Below are 19,448 nucleotides of genomic sequence, written 5' to 3'. Positions count from 1 at the left end.
CCCTGTGGATAGATTCGAAACCAGCACAGCCGCAAACCAATTCGCTAGCCGCAGGCGGATTTGCTAGCAATTCGGTGTGCGTTTGGCGAACTGCCGCGCGGCTAGGTGGTCACTCGCATTTGACGATGGGGACGGGGTCGTATTTGACGGTCCGGGTGTGGCGGTAGACCTCTTGGCGAGTGATGCGGTCGGTGATGATTCGGGTGTTGCTGGTGGTGAAGCCGGGTGCACCTTTGGATGCCACGCAATCGTCGCCCTTGGGAAGCGTGATGGTTCGAGGAGCGGTTTGGGCATATCGATCACCCGTGACCGACTCGACCTCGACCGCTTTGGTTCCCCAGATGCGGACCGTGACGTCGGAGCCGGTCGCGACGGTTTCGATCAGGATTCCGGTCGGGGTGTTGTTGCGAAACTGCAGATCGATCGCGCCTTCGTAGACGGTTGCTTCACGAGCCTCCGGGTAGCGCGAAATGTAATAGCTGTGCTCGGTGTGGTCGACGTCTTCGAGACCGGCGAAGTAGGCCGCGTTGTACAACGTCGTCGCGAATTGGCTGATGCCACCGCCGACCGCTCGCGCAGGACGACCGTGGTCGATGATGCCAGATTCGATGTAGCCCTGGTCGGTCCCGCGCGGACCGGTGAACCCGTTCAACGAAAACGTGTCGCCAGGCTTGACGATTGCGCGGTTGACGACTTCAGCGACCTTCCGAATGTTGACTCCCGACGCGTATTCGAACCCACCGGTTGTGTATTCGGCGATCACTTCCCTGATCCCGAAGGCGTCGGCCGCGGCCGTGGTGAATGCCGGCTGGACCGCCTCGTAGGTGGCAGCGACCGTCCGCGGACCGCTGTTGCTCAGCAGCGCAGGCAGTTGGTCGAGCGTCTTGGGCCACACGACCATGTCGCCGACGACCGCCGGGATCACCCTCACGAACCCGGTGTCGACGGCGAACTCGGCATCACGCGGCATGACCTCGGTGCTCGCGAGCTGCGGTGCGAGCAATGCTGCGGCAGCGTCGCGGTTGTACTGCGGGGCGAGGCCGCCGGATCCATCGGGTGCGAAACTCAGGACCGCACCGACCTGGTCGGGCTTCAGGGTTGCCGACTTGCCGTCGCGGCCGGTGAAGACGACATCGGCGGCGACCGCTGGACCTGCTACCTCGGCGACAGCCTTGTCGACCGCCGAATCATGGACCGTGACATCGACGACGTCGACCGGAAGCTCGATCGTTGTGCCATTCGCCCATTCGTCGATCAACGCGGCTTTCGCACCCGCCACATCGAGCACCTGACCAGGCACCGCCGTGACGCCGACTGGTTTCGCTCCTTCGAAACGCACCGAGCCTTCGAGAGGTTTGCGATCGATCACGGCACTCAATTTGTCGACGGACCGCGCCAGGGCAGCATCGTCGACGACCGACACAACATCGACAGTTCGGGTCGTGAACGGTGAGAACAACCTGGTCAGCGGATTGATCGGCTGGTCGCGGACACGTTTCAGCGTTGCGTCCCAGTCAACGGACAAGCCTGCGGAAGTAGGCGTGACACCTGCGCGCACATCGCCGGCTTGCACGGCAGCGGGGCTGTCCGTGCGCGGACCGATCCGGTCGCGCAACACTCGCTCGGCTTCGTCGGCGTTCATTCCACCGACGTCGATACCTGCGACCCTGGTTCCGCGGGGTACGTCGCCCGCCGACGCAATCCAGTCGACTAGATAGGCCAACGCGAAAACGGCGAACACAGCGCCCAAGATGATTGCCACACGACGACGCACCGATGTGGTCGCGACTGCGTGTCGCCCGGATCCAGTGATGAGTTCAGCCTATCGGCAAAATAGAAGGCCCCGCGCGGCTGCCGGGTCGGGGGTCGGGCAGCAGCGCGGAGCCGTCTATGAAATCGCTCGCACTCGGTAGGTGTTACACCTCACGCGAGAAATTTCTCAGTTATTTTCGGGCTATCTTTCTAGCGTTCGATGATCGCCGTGACGCCCTGGCCGCCAGCGGCGCAGATCGAGATCAAGCCGCGGCCCGATCCCTTCTCTGCCAGCATCTTTGCGAGCGACGCGACGATGCGCCCACCGGTGGCTGCGAACGGGTGGCCTGCGGCGAGCGACGAACCGTTGACGTTGAGTTTGCTGCGGTCGATCGAACCGAGCGCTCCGTCGAGTCCGAGCCGTTCCTTGCAGTAAGCGTCGCTCTCCCAAGCCTGCAACGTGGCGAGCACAACCGAGGCGAAGGCTTCGTGGATTTCGTAGTAATCGAAATCCTGCAACGTCAATCCATTGCGAGCGAGCAGACGCGGCACGGCGTAGGTCGGCGCCATCAGGAGGCCGTCCTTGCCATGGACGTAATCGACAGCCGCCGTCTCCGAGTCGACCAAGTGGGCGAGCACCGGAAGGTTGCGTTCTGCGGCCCATTCGTCCGAAGAGAGCAGCGCAGCCGACGCACCGTCGGTGAGCGGAGTGGAGTTACCAGCCGTCATGGTGGCGTCGCCTAGCTTCACACCGAAGACCGGGTTCAGCGTTGCGAGCTTCTCGACGGACGAGTTCGGACGCAGGTTGTCGTCACGGGTCAGGCCGAGGAAGGGCGTGACCAGGTCGTCGAAGAATCCGCGGTCGTAGGCGGCTGCCATGTTCTTGTGGCTCGCTGCGGCCAGTTTGTCCTGGTCTTCGCGGCGAATACCGAATTCCTTCGACGTGATCGCGGCGTGCTCTCCCATCGACTTGCCGGTGCGCGGCTCGCCGTTCTTGGGGATCTCCAGGCCGAGCATGCTCGGGCGCACGTGACCGAGCAGCTTGAGGCGGTCGGCAGTGGTCTTCGCGCGGTTCACCGAGAGCAGGAACTCACGCAGATCGTCGCTGACACCGATCGGGGCGTCGGACGTGGTGTCGACACCGCCACCGACGCCGGACTCGATGCGACCGGCAGCAATCGCGTCACCGACGGCGATGATCGACTGCAGGCCGGTGCCGCAGGCCTGACCGAGGTCGTAGGCCGGGGTGTACGGGCTGAGCGCGCTGCCGAGGACCGACTCGCGCATCAAGTTGAAATCACGGCTGTGCTTGAGGACTGCGCCACCGACGACGAGGCCGAGCTGCTCGCCCTGCAGGTTGAAGCGGCTGACGAGCCCGTCCAGCGTTGCGGTGAACATGTCCTGATTGGATGCGCGGGCGTAAGCCTTGTCCGACCTTGCGAATGGAATCCGGTTGCCGCCCAGGATTGCGACCGGGCGCAGCTGCTTGCTTGTCACGTTGACGTCTCCAAGATGTGTTGGGGTCTGCTCGACAACTAACTTACTCCGGAGTAAGTTCAATGTCGATATCGCACCTGGTAATTGTGCGACCTGAGCCATGTCAATCAGCAGAGAAGGTAGGAAAGTGGCAGCCACAAAGACCAAGTCCAAGGGAGCCCCGGACCTGTACTCGTCGTTCCTGTCCACGGGAGCGGGCGCGTTCATCGCCAAGCAGGCAGGTCTGCCGCAGCCGGAGAAACTTCGCAGGTACAAGGCCGGCGAACCGCCGTTGGCCGGTCCGGTTCTCCTCGGCGGCAGCGGACGGCTCGTCGAGCCGATCCGGGAACTGCTGTCGGACTACACCTTTGCGACCGAAGGTGACTCCAAGTACGGCGCGCTTGTGTTCGATGCCACAGGCATCGGCAGCATCAGCGAGCTCGACGGGCTCTACAAATTCTTCCAGCCGGTAATCCGTGACCTCGCTCCGAGCGCCCGCGTCGTCGTCATCGGCACCACGCCGGAGGAGACGTCGTCGGTCGACGAGCACATCGCGCAGCGCGCACTCGAAGGCTTCACCCGCAGCGTCGCCAAGGAAATCAAGCGCGGCTCGACGGCACAGTTGGTGTACGTCTCCCCGAACGCCTCGACCGGCCTCTCCGGCCTCGCGTCGACCCTTCGCTTCCTGCTGTCGGCCAAGTCGGCGTTCGTCGACGCTCAGGTCATCCGCGTGGGCGCCGAGGACTCGACCGCACCGGCAAGCTGGGACCGCCCACTCGAAGGCAAGGTAGCGATCGTCACCGGCGCCGCCCGCGGCATCGGCGCCACCATCGCCGAGGTCCTTTCGCGCGACGGCGCCCACGTGATCTGCGCAGACATCCCGCAGGCCGGCGAGGCGCTCTCGGAGACCGCGAACCGAGTCGGCGGCACCTCGCTCGCCCTCGACGTCACGGCAGACAACGCCGGAGACGTGCTTGCCGAGCACGTCCTTTCGCGTCACGGCGGGGCGGACATCATCGTCCACAACGCAGGCATCACTCGCGACAAAACGCTGGCGAACATGGACGACGCGCGCTGGAACGCCGTCATCAACGTCAACCTGCTTGCACCGCAGAAGATCACCGATGTCCTGATCGCCAAGGGCGCGCTGAAGGACGGCGGCCGCGTGGTCGACGTGTCCTCCATCGCAGGTATCGCAGGCAACCGCGGCCAGACCAACTACGGCACGTCGAAGGCCGGCGTCATCGGTCTGGTGCAGGCGACTGCGCCCGTCCTGGCTAAGAAGAACATCACGATCAACGCCGTCGCCCCCGGTTTCATCGAGACCGCGATGACAGCCGCAATTCCGTTCGCCACCCGCGAGGCCGGCCGACGGATGAGCTCGTTGCTGCAGGGCGGCGAAACCGTCGACGTTGCCGAAGCAATCGCCTACTTCGCCAGTCCGGCATCGAACGCCGTGACCGGCAACGTTGTTCGCGTTTGCGGGCAGAGCCTGCTGGGGGCCTGATGTCTCCAGCGAAGACCATCCGGCTCGGCGTACAGCCGAAGATTCGCGACCTCTACTTCAAAGCCGCGCTCGGCGCGGTGCCGTTGCCGGGTCGCGGCGGACGTAGCGATACGTTGCCGGAGCACACCTTGGAGCTCAAGGGCCTCAAGGTCGATCCGGACCACTTGGCTGAATACGCCCGCGTCACGGGCCTGCGTTTCGGCGACACGTTGCCGTTGACGTACCCGTTCGTGCTCACGTTCCCCACGGTCATGCAGCTCGTCATCGACAAGGAGTTCCCGTTTGCCGCGATCGGTTCCGTACACGCTGAGAACGTGATTCAGCAGCTACGGCCCATTTCGGTCAGCGAGCCGCTCGACGTTCGGGTACGCGCGGCGAACTTGCGAGAGCACCCGAAGGGACTGCTCGTCGACATGGTGACCGATGTCAGCGTCGGGCGCGAGGAAGTCTGGAAGCAGACGACCACGTTCCTGCACCAGCAGAAGACGTCGCTGTCGGGTGGACCGAAGCCGGAGCCCAAGCCCGACGAGGTCCCACCGCCGCCGACCCGCACGCTGCGTATCGATCAGAAGACGATCAGCAAGTACGCAGCGGTATCCGGTGACCGGAACCCGATCCACATCTCCGGTATCGGCGCCAAGGCGTTCGGCTTTCCGTCGACGATCGCGCACGGAATGTTCACCGCGGCAACCACTTTGCAGGTTGTCGAGGGACGCATTCCCGACGCTGTCACGTACTCGGTGAAGTTCGGTAAGCCTGTGCTGATTCCGTCGACGGTCAACCTTTATGCCGACGAGGTCCAGGGCGGCTGGGATCTTTCCCTCAAGCACCCCAAGAAGGGCTACCCGCACCTCACAGCAACACTGCGCTGACCACGGCTCGTGAGTCTGCTGGAGTCCCCGGCCTCCACTGGGGCCCTCCAAGCAGACTCACGAGGGCCGGGGGCCGCGCAGACCGCGCCAGGCAAGACTTTCGAGTAGATCGGCCGCAGCCTCGACCGCAACGTCGCCACCAGCAATTCGGTCGGCGACAGCTTCCCCCGCCCCGATGAGTGCGACCGACATGATGGAAAAATCGGTACCCGGGTCCGGATTCTTCGTGCTCGACTCGAGCAACTTCTCGACCAACTGGATCAGCCGTTCGCGGCTGGAGCGCACCTGGCCTGCGAACGCCTGCTGCCCGATCGCCTGGCGATACAACACGAGCCAGGAATCTCTGTTCTTGTCGACGAAATTGAGGAACGAGAACAACGCGGTCCGTAGCTGGTCGCGTGGCGACAAATTCGGATCACCGGCGGGCGCCATCGCCTCGACGAAACGCACGCCCTCGCGGTGGATACAGGCTGCGAACAGTTCCTCTTTCGAACCGTAATACAGGTAGAGCATCGGCTTGGAGATCTGTGCTTCTGCCGCGATAGAATCCATCGACGTCTCATGGAAGCCGTTGCGGGCAAACACATTCACCGCGGCGTCTAGCATCTGTTGCTCACGCACAGCGCGCGGAAGTCGCTTTGTTCCGCCCGCCATTTCGCGTCCTCTCGCCGACCGAACCTCCTATCTTACTTTACAGTAAGTTAGCGCTGATCGGAGCAGCTTTCACGGCGCGGCTACGAGCAGGACAAGGCGCCTTTGAACTTCGCCACCCGGACCAGGGATTGGTCGACATGCTGCTGGGTCAGCCGGCCGGCGGCGACCGATTTCTCCAATTTATCCAATACGCTCGACACGGCGTCGGTGCTGATCCACAGCGCAACGTCCGCGCCCGCGACCAACGCGGTCTCGACCGCAGTCTCGATGTCGTACTTCGCGGTGATGGCTGCCATGCCGCTGAGATCGTCGGTGAAGATCGGTCCGTCGAACGGCGCGGCTCCGTAGCCGGTACCTTCGCGTAGCAACGCCATGACCTGCGGACTGATGCTGGCGGGTATGTTCGCGTCGGTCAAGCCGGGCACATCGAGGTGACCGACCATCACGGCCGCACCGCTGGAGACGAGATCTCGGAACGGCAGCAAGTCGACCTTCTTCAGCTGGTCGAGCGGCGGCGTCGACACCGCACCCGTGTGCGAATCACCAGTGCCATGACCGTGCCCGGGGAAGTGCTTGATCACCGGCTTGACGCCCGCGTCCAACATGCCCTGGATGTATTTGCCTGCGTATTCCGTGACGACGGCAGGATCGTTGGAGTAAGAGCGGTCACCGATCACGGAATCATCGGGCTGATTGCTGACATCGACGTCCGGCGCGAAGTCCACGGTGATACCGAGGTCCTTCAACTTGGCCGCACGCGCCTTCGTGCGCTCGTATACCTGGTCCGCCGTGTACGTCTTCGCGGCTTCGCGGGCCGACAGCTCAGAACCGCCGAGTAGCTCGGGGATGCGCGAGACCCGCCCGCCTTCTTCGTCGATGGTGACCATCAACGGCAGGTTGGTCGAGGCCGCCTTGACCTTGTCCATCTGAGCTTTGTTCAAGATCGACTTGTCGGTCGGGCTGCCGATGAAGATCCCGCCGACATGTTCGGTGCTGACGACGTCGATCGCGTCCGACGGGCCCGTCACACCGACGGTCAGCAGCTGAGCGAGCTTGTCCCGCAAGCTGAATTTCGCGAGGAATTGGCCGACGCAATCGTCGGCGGCAGGCGAAGGCGAAGGGGGTGCGACTGCGGTCTTGTTGTCGCTCATCAGGCTCGGCGGGTTAGTTGTCGGCGACGACGGGGTATTGCTGGAACACCCCGCAACCATCGCCGCGCACAGCACTACCACCGATCCCCAAGTTCGCCGCATGGGTGTCGACGTTATCCGACGATCGACGCCACACCGGCCAACCACTCCACGCACAGGCCGTGGCAACGGTAGGCTCGGGATAGGAAAAACGGCCTGGACCAGGAGGTTCGACATGGCCTGCGACGTCATGCTCATTGCGTACGACGGTTCCGAACACGCCAAGCGCGCTATTCAATATGCCGGTCGGTTCCTCACAGCTGACCGCGCCATCGTGCTGACCGCGTGGGAACCGATGGTTCGCCAAGCGGCGCGTATGTCCGGGTTGTCCGGCGTGATGCAGCCGGACTGGGTGCCCGACGAGGACGTCGAGGACATTGCGTTCACCGATGCCAAGGCGACGAATGCCGAAGGCCTCGAGCTCGCGAAATCGGCGGGCCTCAATGCAGAGCCGCGGTGCGAAGAGTGCACCAGCACCATCTGGAACACGATCGTCGCGACCGCCGACGAGCTGAACGTCGACCTCATCGTCGCGGGCACCCGCGGCGCCACCGGCATTAAAGCGCTGCTGCACAGCAGCGTTGCAGACAACGTGCTCAAGCATTGCCATCGGCCGGTGTTTCTGGTGCCGCCTGTGCGCTAGGCCCGTCCGAGTGCCTTCGCGCACAGAGCCGGTTCGCGCGACCAACCGTTGGCTATCGTCGGGGCATGGGATTTCTCCTTGCCCGCGCCGACCGCGTCCTGCTCGCAACCGGTGAGCGCGCGCGTTTCGACAGTGTCGCCGCCGCAGCGCGCGCTCTCGAGACCGGAGCAACGGAGATCGTCGTCGGCGCATTGCCATTCGATCCGCAGCGGTCCGCCGCCTTACTCTCGCCCGTCGATTTCGCGTTCACCGACGGACCGTGGCGCCCCGAACTCGGTCCACTCCCCAGCACTCGGTTGGTTCGCGAAATCCCGACCCAAGCTGAGCACGTCGAGCGAGTGACCACGCTCGTGAAGTTGATCGGCGAGGGCGCGTTGCACAAGGTGGTCGCCGCGCGGTCGGTGGCGCTGGCGGCGGACACCGCCATCGACCCCGAGCTGCTGGTTGCGCATCTGATCAGCCGCCATCCGACGTCGAACGGCTTCGTTGCCGACGTCGGCTCCGGAACCTTGGTCGGCGCGAGTCCCGAACTACTCGTGAGCCGACGCGGCAACCGAGTGACCCTGCGTCCGCTCGCCGGGACCGCGCCCAGACGGTCCGACCCCGATGCCGACCGCGCAGAAGCCGAACGCCTGCTCGCGTCGACGAAGGACCAGGAAGAGCATTCCTACGTCACCGAATGGATCCGGGCAAAGCTGTCGACCGTCTGCTCGGAGCTGACCGTTCCGAGCGCTCCGGTCCTGACCGATACGCCCGAGGTATGGCACCTGGCGACGCCGATCGAAGGCGTGCTGGCCGACCAGTCGACAACCGCGCTCGACGTTGCCACGCTGCTTCATCCGACGCCGGCGGTCTGCGGCACACCGACGGACCTCGCCCTGGCGACAATCCTCGAACGCGAGGAAGACCGCGGGTTCTACGGCGGCGCGGTCGGCTGGTGCGATCGAAGCGGCGACGGCGAATGGATCGTTGCCATCCGATGCGCCGAGATCGCGCCCGACGGCCGAACCGCGATCGCGTACGCGGGCGGCGGCATTGTCGCTGCGTCTGACCCGGATGCGGAGCTCGCAGAGACCTCCACCAAGCTGCGCACACTCCTCGGTGCGCTTGGGGTCCAAACCTGACTCGGTCTGGAGTGATACCTTGACCGGAGCAAATCCGAACCGACGAAGATGTGGAGAGCCGAGATGAGTTTCGTACCTGCCGGTGCAGCCAGTGCCCTCGGTGGCGCGATCCTCGGAGCCATCGTCGTCTTCGGCGTCACAGCCGCAGTTCAAGACAACACCCGGCCAGAGATCGATCGCTCCGGCAACGCCGATTCGTCGCTGCTGAACCACGTCGAGTACGGCGCCCGCTGAGATCGCCAGCCCTACCTCTGTCGAATCCCCGAGCTCTGTCGCTCCGCTAGGCCGTCGCTGGCTACTGGGCGCAGCAGTCGTTTCGTTCGTCCTGACGTTTGCGCAATCGCCCGGCTCGATCGTCGCCGATACGAAATACGATCTCACCCAGAATCCGCTGGGTTTTCTGGCGCGCGCATCCCATCAGTGGAGTAGCCAGGCACCGCTCGGCCAGGTCCAGAACCAGGCCTACGGATACTTCTTTCCGCACGGCGCATTCTTCTCACTCGGTCACGTCCTCGGGATTCCGCCGTGGATCACCCAACGCATCTGGTGGGCGCTGCTGATTCTGGCGGGGTTCTGGGGCATCGTCCGGCTTGCCGAAGCGCTCGGTATCGGGAGCCGGAGTTCGCGAATCATCGCTGGTATCGCGTTCGCCCTCTCACCGCGAGTCATCACCACCCTCGGTTCGATCTCGTCCGAAACATTGCCCATGATGCTGGCGCCGTGGGTGCTGCTCCCTCTGGGGCGACTGTTTACCCAAGGCAGCGAAAAGAGCGCTCGAGTCGCCGCGGCGCAAAGTGCAGTGGCGGTCGCGTTGATGGGTTCCATCAACGCCGTGGCGACGGCTGCAGCGTGTCTTGTCGCGTTCCTGTGGTGGGTGTCGCACAAACCGAACCCGCGCTGGTGGCGGTTCACCGCATGGTGGATTCCGTGCCTGCTATTGGCAACGCTGTGGTGGCTCGTACCGCTGCTGTTGCTCGGCCGAGTGAGTCCGCCGTTTCTCGACTACATCGAGTCCGCAGGCGTGACCACACAGTGGGCGTCGCTGGCAGAGGTGTTGCGCGGCACCGACAGTTGGGCCCCGTTCGTCTCCCCCGAACGCATCGCCGGGGCAGTGCTCGTCACCCAGCCTGCCGCAGTGATTGCCACCGGCCTGATCGCAGCGGCGGGAATCGCGGGCCTAGCGATGCGGTCCATGCCGGCGCGAGGACGCCTGACGCTGATCCTGTTCGTGGGACTTGCAGGCCTGACCGCAGGCTATGTCGGTGAACTCGGCTCCCCTTTCGCCGACTCGGTCCGGGTGTTTCTGGACTCCGGCGGCGCTCCCTTGCGCAACGTGCACAAGCTGGAGCCATTGATTCGGCTCCCGTTGGTGCTCGGACTAGCACATCTACTCGCGCAGGTTCCGCTTCCCGGATCGGCGCCGCTGCGGCGGTGGCGCACCGCGTTCGCGCATCCTGAACGCGACCCCATGGTGGCTCTGACCAGCCTCGTTCTCGTCGCCCTCGCATTGGCCACGTCCCTGGCGTGGACCGGCAAGCTCGCCCCGCGCGGCGCGTACGACGAGGTCCCCGGCTATTGGCACGACGCCGCGGACTGGTTGGAGCACAACGCCAATGGCCAACGCGCGCTCGTCATCCCCGGCGCGCCTTTCGGCAGCCAGACCTGGGGGCTCACCAGAGACGAACCGTTGCAAGCCCTTGCGAGCACACCCTGGGCAGTACGCGATTCGATCCCGCTGAACCCGCCAGGTGCAATCCGCGCGATGGACGCGGTACAACGGCTGATCGCCGACGGTCGGCCGTCGTCGGGTCTCGCGACGACGCTGCTCGGACAAGGGATCGGCTACCTCGTGTTGCGCAACGACCTCGACCCGGACAGCTCGCGGTCGACGCGCCCGATTCTCGTGCACCAGAGCATCGAAGGCTCGCCGGGAATCACGAAGGTTGCCGAGTTCGGGGATCCCATCGGTCCGGGCAAGACCGACGGACTCGTCTCTGACGGCGACCTACGACCCGACTACCCCGCGATCGAGATCTACCGGGTCGGCTCGCCGGACGAGCGGCCCGGTGCCCCGTACACGGTCGATCTGCGAGACGTGCCGATCGTCCAGGGCGGACCGGAATCGTTGCAGCGACTCGACGAAAGACGTTCGACTCCAGCCACTTTCCCCGGACCCGTCGTCCTCGCCAACGACGCGGTCCGTGCAGGTATCCCGATCGATACCGTCACTGTGACCGATACCCCGACCGATCGCGAGACCGACTTCGGCCAGGTCGACAACCACAGTTCCGCCATCCGCACCCCGAACGAACCGCGACGGACCCATAATCTCGTTCCCGACTACCCGGTGTACGACGCCGACCTGGTCGAGGGACAGTGGTCGGGCGCGACCATCACCGTGTCCAGTGCGGCCTCGGATGCAACCCAGCTCGGCGGGACCGCCCCAGGCAACGGACCAGCCGCGACCATCGACGGTGACGAGGCGACGAGTTGGCTGAGCAACGGACTGGAAACTGCACTTGGGCAGTGGCTGCAGCTCGATCTCGACCACCCGATCGACAGCGGCCTGCTGCACCTGACGACGAGCCCGGCTGCGATCGGTACGCCGGTGAAGTGGATCGAGGTGCGGACTGCGAACGGCAGTACCGCGGCGCGGGTCGACAAGCCTGGCAAGCCGATTACGGTGTCGCTGCCGCCCGGCAAGACGTCGTGGCTGCGGATTTTGGCGACGCAGACCGAAGACGGCACGGGCGGAAGTCAATTCGGCATCAGTGAATTGTCGCTGGACGATTTCACCGACCGTGCGAACCCGAGCAAGGTCCAAATCCGGCACCGCACGGTCCTGCCGTCGACGCCGAACGGTGCTCAGATGCTCGAATGGGATCTCGCACAGGAGCTGCCAGGCCGAACAGGGTGCGTCGACGGACCGGACCGCGTCCGCTGCAGCAAAAACCTGGGTTTGGCGCCCGAGGAACTCGCACGTTTCGACCGGACGTTGTCGGTCCCGTCGAATGTGTCGGTCACGCCCGAGCTGACCGTCCGCTCCCGGCAGGGACCTGCGTTGGAGTCGCTGCTCACGGTGCCGGGTAGACCCGTCGCACGCGGTCCTGCAGACATCGGCGACGTTCGCGGCTCGGCCTATGCAGCGACCGACGGCAACACCGCAACGTCCTGGATCGCTCCGGAAGACGTCGTCCGGAAACCCGAGTCAGGGAAGCCGACGCTGACGATCGAGCTGCCGAACCCACAGGTCGTGACCGGTCTGACCATCACGCCGAGCTCAGGCGACTTGCCTGCAAAGCCGACGACCGTGGCGGTCAACCTGGGCAATGGACCGCAAGTGCGCGACCTTGAAAGTGGCACCTCCACCATCGAACTGAGTCCGTATCTGACCGACCGGATCGAGCTCAGCCTCGTGTCGTGGACGCCGATCCTCGATCAGACGGCCATCGGGTTCGCGCTGGTACAGCCGCCCGGACTGGCGGAAGTCGGCGTCCGGACCGAAGAGCAAGCGACGTTCCCCGACGCAGACCCGCAGCGGCAGATCACCATCGACTGCGCCGACGGACCGGTGGTGTCCTTTGCCGGACAGCTGATTCGAGCGTCGGTCACCGCGACCGCGGAACAGCTGAGCACGGGCGCACCGGTCCAGGCGCACTTGTGCGACGCGGACCTGCCGATCCCGCTCACGGCCGGCGAGCAGGACATCGTGGTGAGCCCCGGACCGCTCTTCTATGTCGATTCGATGCGGTTGAGCAGTGGTCCACCCCAGACTGACGCGGCTGTGCGTCCGGCAGTGCTCGGCACCTGGACCGAGAACCATCGCGAGGTCAAGGTCGAGAGCGCTGCGACCGACCAACTCCTGGTCGTTCCGCAAAGCACCAACGTCGGCTGGGAAGCGACCGGTCCGGACGGTAGCCGACTTCGTCAGGTGGTCGTCAACGGCTGGCAACAAGGCTGGATCGTGCCCGCAGGCGAGGGCGGCACGGTCACGCTCGATTTCCCGACCGACCGCTGGTACCGCTTCGGCATCTTCGGGGGCTTGGTCCTGCTGGTTCCGCTGACTTTGCTCGCTTTCTTTCCGGCCCACCGCCATCCGCGCAAAGACGCGGCGCCGCGGACGTGGCGGAGTGCAGGAATCGCCTACGCCGGTTTGCTCGCATTGACGACGATCATCGCAGGATTGACCGGTCCGGCAGTGGTATTGACGTCGACGATCGTCATGGCACTACTGGCGCGGCGCTTCGGCATCGCACTGGCCGCGAGAGTCCTCGTGGGCGTTGCCGGCGTCGGAACGGCGTTGTCGGTCGCGGTCCTGTCGAAAGGCCCGTGGCGTTCGCCCGACGGATACGTCGGCGGATCGATGTGGGTTCAGCTACCCGCGCTGGTGGCGGTCGTCGCGCTCGGGTTGTCGGTGATCGCTGGTCTGCCACCGATGTTGCGGCGGATCTCCCACCGTTTGACCGCGCGCCGAACCGGTTCCTCGACCAGCGCATAACTGGCCGACGCGACCGGAATCGTCAGTACGACTGTCACGACGAGAACGAAGATGAAGCTGCCGCGAAACGGCACCACCGCGAACACCGGAAACACGATCGACAGCACCGCGAGATGCCAGATGAAGATGCCGTACGACCAGCGTCCGAGCGCCAGCATCACCGGGTGCCCCAGATAGCGGTGCCCTTCGCGTTCGGAAAAGGCGATCGGCGCGATCAATGCGAAACCGAGGACGGCGCCCAGGCCGATCTTGACGGCGAACTGCCACGGCTGCGCACGCGTCAGGCCCTCCGGGCCCGCAAGGTTGGTGGCCGACAACGCAAATGCCACCGCGGCGATCACCAGCAGCACACGCTGGTGTTGGGCGAACCGGACGATTCGGGGTCCGGCGCCGACCCCCAACTCGGCCACCACCATCCCTGCCGCGAACCACGGGAGATAACCAGGAAGCCAGTTGTCGGAGTGAATTCCGTCGGGTGTCGGGATCGGGATAAATCCCCAGCCCAACGCCACCACCGCAACGGTGAGCAGCACCGGGACGCGGAACTTGGCGCGCGGCCCGCGCAACCACACCATCCCGAAGGCGACGACCGGCAAGACCAGGTAGAAGGCGACCTCGACAGACAGACTCCACATCTGGGTCATCCCGTTGGTCAACGTGAGCGGGACGAAGACCTGGACCAAACCCAAATTGGCCAGCCATACCCGGAGACCGCCGCCGGCCTCGGGTAGGAATGCCAGCACGACGACTACGACGACCCAATACGCGGGCAGGATTCGCGCGGCGCGGTTGCAGAGATAGCGGATCGTCGACGGCTGGGCAGCCAAACCTCGGGCCGCCGCAGCATGTGACCGCCAGAGCAGATAGCCCGACAACGCGAAGAAGACGGCGACAGCCATATCGAAACGGCCGAGAACCCGGCCGATCACCGAAGGACCTGTCGCGCCGGTTTGGAATGCTGCGTGCGTCAACAACACTCCGAATGCTGCGCACGCGCGAAGGCCGTCCAGTGCGGGTACGAAGCCCCGGGCAGTCGATGTCATCGCCACAAGTGTGCACCGCTGACGAGAAACTCGGCGATATAGGCCCGCTCCACCATTGAAGCTTCGCGCGAGACTGTTAGTGTCTGCCGTGAACACGATGTCGCCGAAGTCGGGCGGTCGACCAGTAAGGAGAATGACAATGGCGGAGCGTTCGGGATCAGGGAGGACACTGGCCTGCATTCTGGTCGGGCTCGGCGCCTTCCTCTTGGTTGCCGCCATCCTCATTCCGACCTACACGCTGGGCAAACTGGCGAAGACACCGCTCGACCTCGAAGTCACGACTGTGGCGACGACGGGACCCGAGGGTGCCGAGGTCCTCGACGCGAAGTCCCTGACCTCGCCGACCGGGTCCGCGAAGGTCGACAAGAACGTTCAGTTCGTCTCGCAACGCTTCATCACCATCGAAGAGCCATCGGACGCGGAAAAGGTGACGTTGCAGGGCGGTTCGACGCTGCGCCGGACCGACAAGCAAGGTGATACCGGGCTGCTCACCGCGAGCATCGTTCGCGGAACGTTCGATCGCAAGACCGGTGAGCCGATCCAGGACCCGAAGGGTTCCATCCAGGTCGACGCAGGCAAACCAGCCGAAGAGGTCGAAATCGGCGGCTTGATCTACCGGTTCCCGTTCGACACCCAGAAAGAGTCCTACCCGTACTACGACACCAACTCGCGTGAGACGCACCCGATCGATTTCGTCGAAGAGACCGAGATCAACGGGATGAAGGTCTACCACTTCAGCCAGAACGTCGGGCCGACGGATTTGTCGAAGGTTGTGAATTCCCCGACCAACAAGCTGACGCTGCCCGCGGAGAAGTGGGGTGTCGAGGGCGGTACCGCGCCGGTCACGATGACTCGCTGGTACACCAACACCCGTGACATCTGGGTCGATCCCGTCACCGGCACCGTCATCAAGGGCGGCGAGAAGCCTTTCCAGTACTACGCACGTAGCGCGGACAAGCCCGAGGTCACGGTCCTCAAGGCAGCACTGGTCTACGACGAGAACACCATCGAAAGCCAGATCGAGAAGGCCAAGGACGGCGCGGACAAGCTGTCGTTGTTCGGCCGGACCATCCCGATCATCATCGGAATTCTCGGCGTGATCCTGCTCATCGTCGGCCTGTTCCTCGGCTTCCGCAGTGGCGGTACCCCGGGACGGCGTCGCGCCACCGGAAATCCGCCACCGGCGCCGGCAGCGAGCAACGATCCGCAAGCGCAGCCTGGCAGCAGCCGTCGCGACTTCTCCTCGGACCGCACCGAAGAGATTCCACGTACCAACATGACAAGCGACCAGACGGACGTCATCAAGCGTCCGAACTTGGAGAAGTAGCTCCTAGTACGCCGTCGGGTGCAGGGGCTGGTAGAGCAACATCTCGCCAGCCCCTGGCACCTTCAGATTGATCGTTCGACCCCAGCGCTGTTCGTTAATCTCGCCGCTGAATTCCGCACCCTTCGCGGTCAGCTCGGCGATCGTCGCATCGAGGTCGTCGCACATCAACGAGAGCTCGTGGTGCGGTCGGCCTTCGGTCGGGTGCAGAGCCAACTCGCTCGGACCGCTTCGAAAGATCAGCCAACCGCCGCCCGCGTCGACGTTCGGCCACTCCAGAACGTCGCGGAAGAACGCGCGAGCGGCGTCCTCGTCCTCGGCATAGATCAGCGTGTGAACAGCGGTAATCATGCGCACAACAGTAGGCGTCACCACCACCGTCACGAAGCGGTCGGAGCACCCGTCGACTTCTCGACAACCCGTAAAGCGACGACGGACGCAACAATCGTGGTGACTGCCGCACAGGCGACCGCGATGGTGATCAGCTGAACGATCGAGTGCGCCACGGTCAATGCGAGGACCACCTCGGCAGCCAATCCCGCCCACGCGACCAGCGCGAATCTCGTTCGCCGACCGGCTATCGCCGACAGCAGCGCGCCTTGCAGGACGGCGAGACAGGCACCGTCGAGCGCAAAGGCCCACAACGTGCCCTGAATAGGCGAGTATGCGTCGCCGACGAGGGTCGGCAGCATAGGCGAGCCGAGCGCCACTCCGGCAACCGCAAGCGCACCCAACCCGACCAAGACCGCCAACGCGGTTCGGACCGCCCGGACAGAATGTTCTGGATGCGCCATCCTCGGATACATCACGACGGCGACCGCCTGGGGAAGCCAGAAGGCAGCCTTGGTCGCCACCGCGCCCAACGCATAGAGGCTTGCATCGTCGCCGTCGAGGACGATCCGCGCGACCAGTAGATCGGCCGATGACAGTGCGATCAAGGCCGCCTGCACCTGCGCCGCCATCAACACCGAGGCAACCGTCGCAGCGGGACTTTCGGTTGTGGCGACGCCGACTGTCGTGCCAGTCCAGACTCGAGCCGCGATCGCGACCGCGGCGGTCCCCACGGCACTCGCTGCCAAAGCCGCCGACGAACCGCCGCCGCCGGCCAGCACGATGACCGCAGGCACGACTCGCGCGATTCCCGCACTGCCGAGCAGCACTGCGAGATCCCTGAATCGGTTGCCGCCCTGCAATATGCCCTGCTCTCCGGCGAGCAGCACCAGAATCGGCGCGACCAGCAATGCCGAGATCGTTGCTACGACGCCGACGTTCAGAACAGCAGAAATGGCAGGAACCAATGCCGCAGCGACGACGGCGACCATCGCTGCGCATCGCCGCGTCAACGCGCGCAACGCCTCGACCGATGCGCCGTGGACCGCCTCGCGGGCGACGACAGTTTGCAATGCAAGGGCAGGCACGGCCAAGACGAGCTGCGCGGCAAGCAAGGTGGCGAACTCGCTGTAACCGGCGAGGCCCAGCCAGCGACTTGCCGGAACGTGCAGCAGGTAGGCCGCCACGTTCGCGGTCATCGAACCTGCGGTCACCATCGTCATTCCGGCGACAGCTGCACGCGTGCCGGAACGAGAGGTCATCGGCCCATGATGTCAGCCCCGTACTACCTTCGTTTTCATGAGCGCCAGCATCGAGCCATTCACCATCGCTATCGACGACGCCGCGCTCGACGACCTGCGCCGCCGTCTCGACAACACAAGATGGCCCGACGCGCAGCCCGCCGAGGACTGGTCCTACGGTCTGCCACTGGCCTACGCCCGCGAGCTGGCCGCCTACTGGCGAGACGAATACGATTGGCGTGCTGCAGAATCGCGACTCAATGCGTTCCCGCAATTCACCACCACCATCGACGGGGCCAACGTCCACTTCCTGCACGTCCGGTCCTCTCGCGACGACGCGACGCCTCTACTGCTCACGCACGGCTGGCCGGGATCGTTTGCCGAGTTCGTCGACGTCATCGCACCGTTGACCGAGCCTCCGGCCGATCAACCGGCATTTCACGTCGTCGTCCCGTCGCTGCCCGGCTACGGTTTCTCCGGCCACACCACCGACAAGGGGTGGACCCCGCGTCGCATCGCCCAAGCCTGGGCAGAACTGATGGCACGGTTGGGCTACGAGCGCTATGGCGCACACGGCGGCGACTGGGGCAGTGTGGTCACCCATGCTCTGATGCGCGTCGCTCCGGACAACGTCATCGGCGCCCACCTGACGATGCTGTCGTCGGGCGTGCCCGGCCGCAAACTCGACGTCGACGCCCTACCCGGCGTCACCGATGCCGACCGTGCCCGGATCAAAGCATCGCGCGACAACTCGGCATTCATCCGCGCCACCGAGATGGGTTACTTCATGATCCAGTCGACGAAACCGCAGACCCTCGCCTACGGACTTGCCGATTCACCGGTCGGCCAGATGGCCTGGATCGTGGAGAAGTTCAAAGCATGGACCGACAACACCGGATTGCCGGAGAGCGCCGTCGAGCGCGACGCCCTCCTCACCAACGTCTGCCTCTACTGGTTCACCGACACGGCCGGTTCGTCGGCACGTCTCTACTACGAAACGGCTTGGTCCGGGGGCTTCGGCGGGAGACTCGAGCCGTCCACGGTTCCCCTGGGGATGATGGTGTTTCCGAAGGAGATCATGATTCCGGTCCGTCGGGTCGCCGAGCAGTTCGACAACATCGTGCGCTGGACGGAACACGAATCAGGCGGTCATTTCGCTGCGCTCGAGAAACCTGAGGTGGTCGTCCCCGACATCAGGGAGTTCTTCGCGGGGCTGTGACCAGCGGCGCAGGGGTTCGATGCAGCAGCGACGACGAAGGCTGCTGCGCCGACCAGTAGTCCGAAGAGATACTTCGGGGCGGTCTGGTGGGTCATCGCGTCGCTCCATCGATGCCGGTCGCGGCGGCGATGTGCTTTGCCGTATCAACGTAATGGCGCAGCCGCGTGACCTTGCCAGCGTCGTCGAAGGTCCAGAGGTGCATTTCCTCGTCGGCGATCTCCCGACCGTTCGGCAAGGTCCAGGCGACCCGCGCCTCGACGGCTATCTGACGACCGTCCCCGATCACATCGAGGACCGAGAACTCGCCGACCGTCCAATCGGCAATCGAGGCGAGGAACTCGGCCATGCCCTGCGGTCCGCGGCGGCTCTGCAGGTGACCGACACCGGCGCGCTGAGCCGTGTTGTCCGCCCACTCCTCCAGGCGGGCATCGTCGGCGATCCGGTCCAGGATGGTGGCGATATCGCCACGACCGAACGCCTCGTAGAGTTCGGCCACAGTTGCGGAGTTGGAAGTGATACTGGGAGAAGACATTTGGGGCCTCCGCTGAATCGGTCCGGTTTGACTGAACCAATAT

General features: G+C 64.7%; 15 protein-coding genes and 1 pseudogene. 8 read left to right on the top strand and 8 right to left on the bottom strand.

The window, feature by feature from the left end:
* Window positions 1-109 precede the first annotated feature (109 nt).
* Window positions 110-1,762: a VanW family protein gene (locus FGL95_RS11875; RefSeq protein ID WP_338079824.1), complete on the bottom strand. Its 1,653-nt coding sequence runs from the start codon at window positions 1,760-1,762 to the stop codon at window positions 110-112.
* Between the two features lie 200 nt (window positions 1,763-1,962).
* On the bottom strand, window positions 1,963-3,249 hold the full coding sequence (locus FGL95_RS11870; protein WP_169586841.1) for an acetyl-CoA C-acetyltransferase: 1,287 nt from the start codon (window positions 3,247-3,249) through the stop codon (window positions 1,963-1,965).
* 100 nt (window positions 3,250-3,349) lie between these two features.
* Between FGL95_RS11870 and FGL95_RS11865 the strand changes: the two genes are divergently transcribed.
* A complete protein-coding gene (locus FGL95_RS11865) occupies window positions 3,350-4,735 on the top strand; it encodes a 3-oxoacyl-ACP reductase (RefSeq protein ID WP_169586839.1) in 1,386 nt (461 codons plus the stop codon).
* Window positions 4,735-5,607 carry a MaoC family dehydratase gene (locus FGL95_RS11860; protein ID WP_169586837.1) on the top strand — a complete coding sequence of 291 codons (873 nt, stop codon included), beginning with the start codon at window positions 4,735-4,737 and terminating at the stop codon, window positions 5,605-5,607. The genes FGL95_RS11865 and FGL95_RS11860 overlap by 1 nt, the downstream gene beginning before the upstream one ends.
* Window positions 5,608-5,664: 57 nt before the next feature.
* On the opposite strand, the gene FGL95_RS11855 is transcribed toward FGL95_RS11860, so the two are convergent.
* Window positions 5,665-6,261 (bottom strand): TetR/AcrR family transcriptional regulator, encoded by a 597-nt coding sequence (locus FGL95_RS11855; protein WP_169586835.1) that lies wholly within the window; start codon window positions 6,259-6,261, stop codon window positions 5,665-5,667.
* A gap of 80 nt (window positions 6,262-6,341) precedes the next feature.
* The gene (locus FGL95_RS11850) at window positions 6,342-7,514 is read right to left on the bottom strand and encodes a glycoside hydrolase family 3 N-terminal domain-containing protein (RefSeq protein WP_169586833.1); all 1,173 of its coding nucleotides are present in this window, start codon (window positions 7,512-7,514) and stop codon (window positions 6,342-6,344) included.
* A 112-nt stretch (window positions 7,515-7,626) separates the two neighbouring features.
* Here FGL95_RS11850 and FGL95_RS11845 point away from each other — a divergent pair, with 112 nt between their 5' ends.
* From FGL95_RS11845 to FGL95_RS11830, 4 genes are all read left to right on the top strand, one after another.
* Window positions 7,627-8,094, top strand: a complete 468-nt coding sequence (locus tag FGL95_RS11845) for a universal stress protein (protein WP_169586831.1) — start codon at window positions 7,627-7,629, stop codon at window positions 8,092-8,094.
* A 65-nt stretch (window positions 8,095-8,159) separates the two neighbouring features.
* Entirely contained in the window at window positions 8,160-9,218 is a 1,059-nt protein-coding gene (locus FGL95_RS11840; protein ID WP_169586828.1) for an isochorismate synthase, read from the top strand.
* Window positions 9,219-9,281: 63 nt separating this feature from the next.
* Window positions 9,282-9,452 carry a DUF2613 domain-containing protein gene (locus tag FGL95_RS11835; protein WP_169586826.1) on the top strand — a complete coding sequence of 57 codons (171 nt, stop codon included), beginning with the start codon at window positions 9,282-9,284 and terminating at the stop codon, window positions 9,450-9,452.
* 1 nt (window position 9,453) lies between these two features.
* Window positions 9,454-13,716: an alpha-(1->3)-arabinofuranosyltransferase domain-containing protein gene (locus FGL95_RS11830; RefSeq protein WP_169587083.1), complete on the top strand. Its 4,263-nt coding sequence runs from the start codon at window positions 9,454-9,456 to the stop codon at window positions 13,714-13,716.
* 71 nt (window positions 13,717-13,787) lie between these two features.
* Here the strand turns inward: FGL95_RS11830 and FGL95_RS11825 are convergent.
* Window positions 13,788-14,759: pseudogene (locus tag FGL95_RS11825) on the bottom strand (acyltransferase family protein); the annotation flags it as partial.
* 139 nt (window positions 14,760-14,898) lie between these two features.
* Between FGL95_RS11825 and pgfA the strand changes: the two are divergent.
* Window positions 14,899-16,086, top strand: coding sequence for a cell envelope lipid trafficking protein PgfA (gene pgfA, locus FGL95_RS11820; protein WP_169586824.1), 1,188 nt, complete (start codon window positions 14,899-14,901; stop codon window positions 16,084-16,086).
* Window positions 16,087-16,089: 3 nt separating this feature from the next.
* Here pgfA and FGL95_RS11815 read toward each other — a convergent pair whose 3' ends face one another.
* Both FGL95_RS11815 and FGL95_RS11810 read right to left on the bottom strand, forming a co-directional pair.
* Window positions 16,090-16,434: a VOC family protein gene (locus tag FGL95_RS11815; RefSeq protein WP_169586822.1), complete on the bottom strand. Its 345-nt coding sequence runs from the start codon at window positions 16,432-16,434 to the stop codon at window positions 16,090-16,092.
* Between the two features lie 29 nt (window positions 16,435-16,463).
* Window positions 16,464-17,675: a polysaccharide biosynthesis protein gene (locus FGL95_RS11810; RefSeq protein ID WP_169586820.1), complete on the bottom strand. Its 1,212-nt coding sequence runs from the start codon at window positions 17,673-17,675 to the stop codon at window positions 16,464-16,466.
* 37 nt (window positions 17,676-17,712) lie between these two features.
* Between FGL95_RS11810 and FGL95_RS11805 the strand changes: the two genes are divergently transcribed.
* Complete coding sequence (locus FGL95_RS11805) at window positions 17,713-18,873, top strand: epoxide hydrolase family protein (RefSeq protein ID WP_169586818.1); 1,161 nt, start codon at window positions 17,713-17,715, stop codon at window positions 18,871-18,873.
* 91 nt (window positions 18,874-18,964) lie between these two features.
* Here the strand turns inward: FGL95_RS11805 and FGL95_RS11800 are convergent, their stop codons facing one another.
* Window positions 18,965-19,405: a nuclear transport factor 2 family protein gene (locus tag FGL95_RS11800; RefSeq protein WP_169586816.1), complete on the bottom strand. Its 441-nt coding sequence runs from the start codon at window positions 19,403-19,405 to the stop codon at window positions 18,965-18,967.
* Window positions 19,406-19,448: the final 43 nt, after the last annotated feature.

Origin of the sequence: Antrihabitans stalactiti (genome assembly GCF_012932915.1) — a bacterium.
Lineage (GTDB): Bacteria > Actinomycetota > Actinomycetes > Mycobacteriales > Mycobacteriaceae > Antrihabitans > Antrihabitans stalactiti.
Note: the sequence above shows the minus strand (reverse complement) of the source record. Positions and strands in the feature narration are given on the sequence as shown.

Excerpts from the sequence above, each read along its gene's own strand:
- FGL95_RS11860 (WP_169586837.1), top strand. The coding sequence starts at position 4,735 with ATGTCTCCAGCGAAGACCATCCGGCTCGGCGTACAGCCGAAGATTCGC.
- FGL95_RS11835 (WP_169586826.1), top strand. The coding sequence starts at position 9,282 with ATGAGTTTCGTACCTGCCGGTGCAGCCAGTGCCCTCGGTGGCGCGATC.
- FGL95_RS11865 (WP_169586839.1), top strand. The coding sequence starts at position 3,350 with ATGTCAATCAGCAGAGAAGGTAGGAAAGTGGCAGCCACAAAGACCAAG.
- FGL95_RS11855 (WP_169586835.1), bottom strand. The coding sequence starts at position 6,261 with ATGGCGGGCGGAACAAAGCGACTTCCGCGCGCTGTGCGTGAGCAACAG.
- FGL95_RS11815 (WP_169586822.1), bottom strand. The coding sequence starts at position 16,434 with ATGATTACCGCTGTTCACACGCTGATCTATGCCGAGGACGAGGACGCC.
- FGL95_RS11840 (WP_169586828.1), top strand. The coding sequence starts at position 8,160 with ATGGGATTTCTCCTTGCCCGCGCCGACCGCGTCCTGCTCGCAACCGGT.
- FGL95_RS11805 (WP_169586818.1), top strand. The coding sequence starts at position 17,713 with ATGAGCGCCAGCATCGAGCCATTCACCATCGCTATCGACGACGCCGCG.
- FGL95_RS11810 (WP_169586820.1), bottom strand. The coding sequence starts at position 17,675 with ATGACCTCTCGTTCCGGCACGCGTGCAGCTGTCGCCGGAATGACGATG.
- FGL95_RS11845 (WP_169586831.1), top strand. The coding sequence starts at position 7,627 with ATGGCCTGCGACGTCATGCTCATTGCGTACGACGGTTCCGAACACGCC.
- FGL95_RS11850 (WP_169586833.1), bottom strand. The coding sequence starts at position 7,514 with ATGCGGCGAACTTGGGGATCGGTGGTAGTGCTGTGCGCGGCGATGGTT.
- FGL95_RS11800 (WP_169586816.1), bottom strand. The coding sequence starts at position 19,405 with ATGTCTTCTCCCAGTATCACTTCCAACTCCGCAACTGTGGCCGAACTC.
- pgfA (WP_169586824.1), top strand. The coding sequence starts at position 14,899 with ATGGCGGAGCGTTCGGGATCAGGGAGGACACTGGCCTGCATTCTGGTC.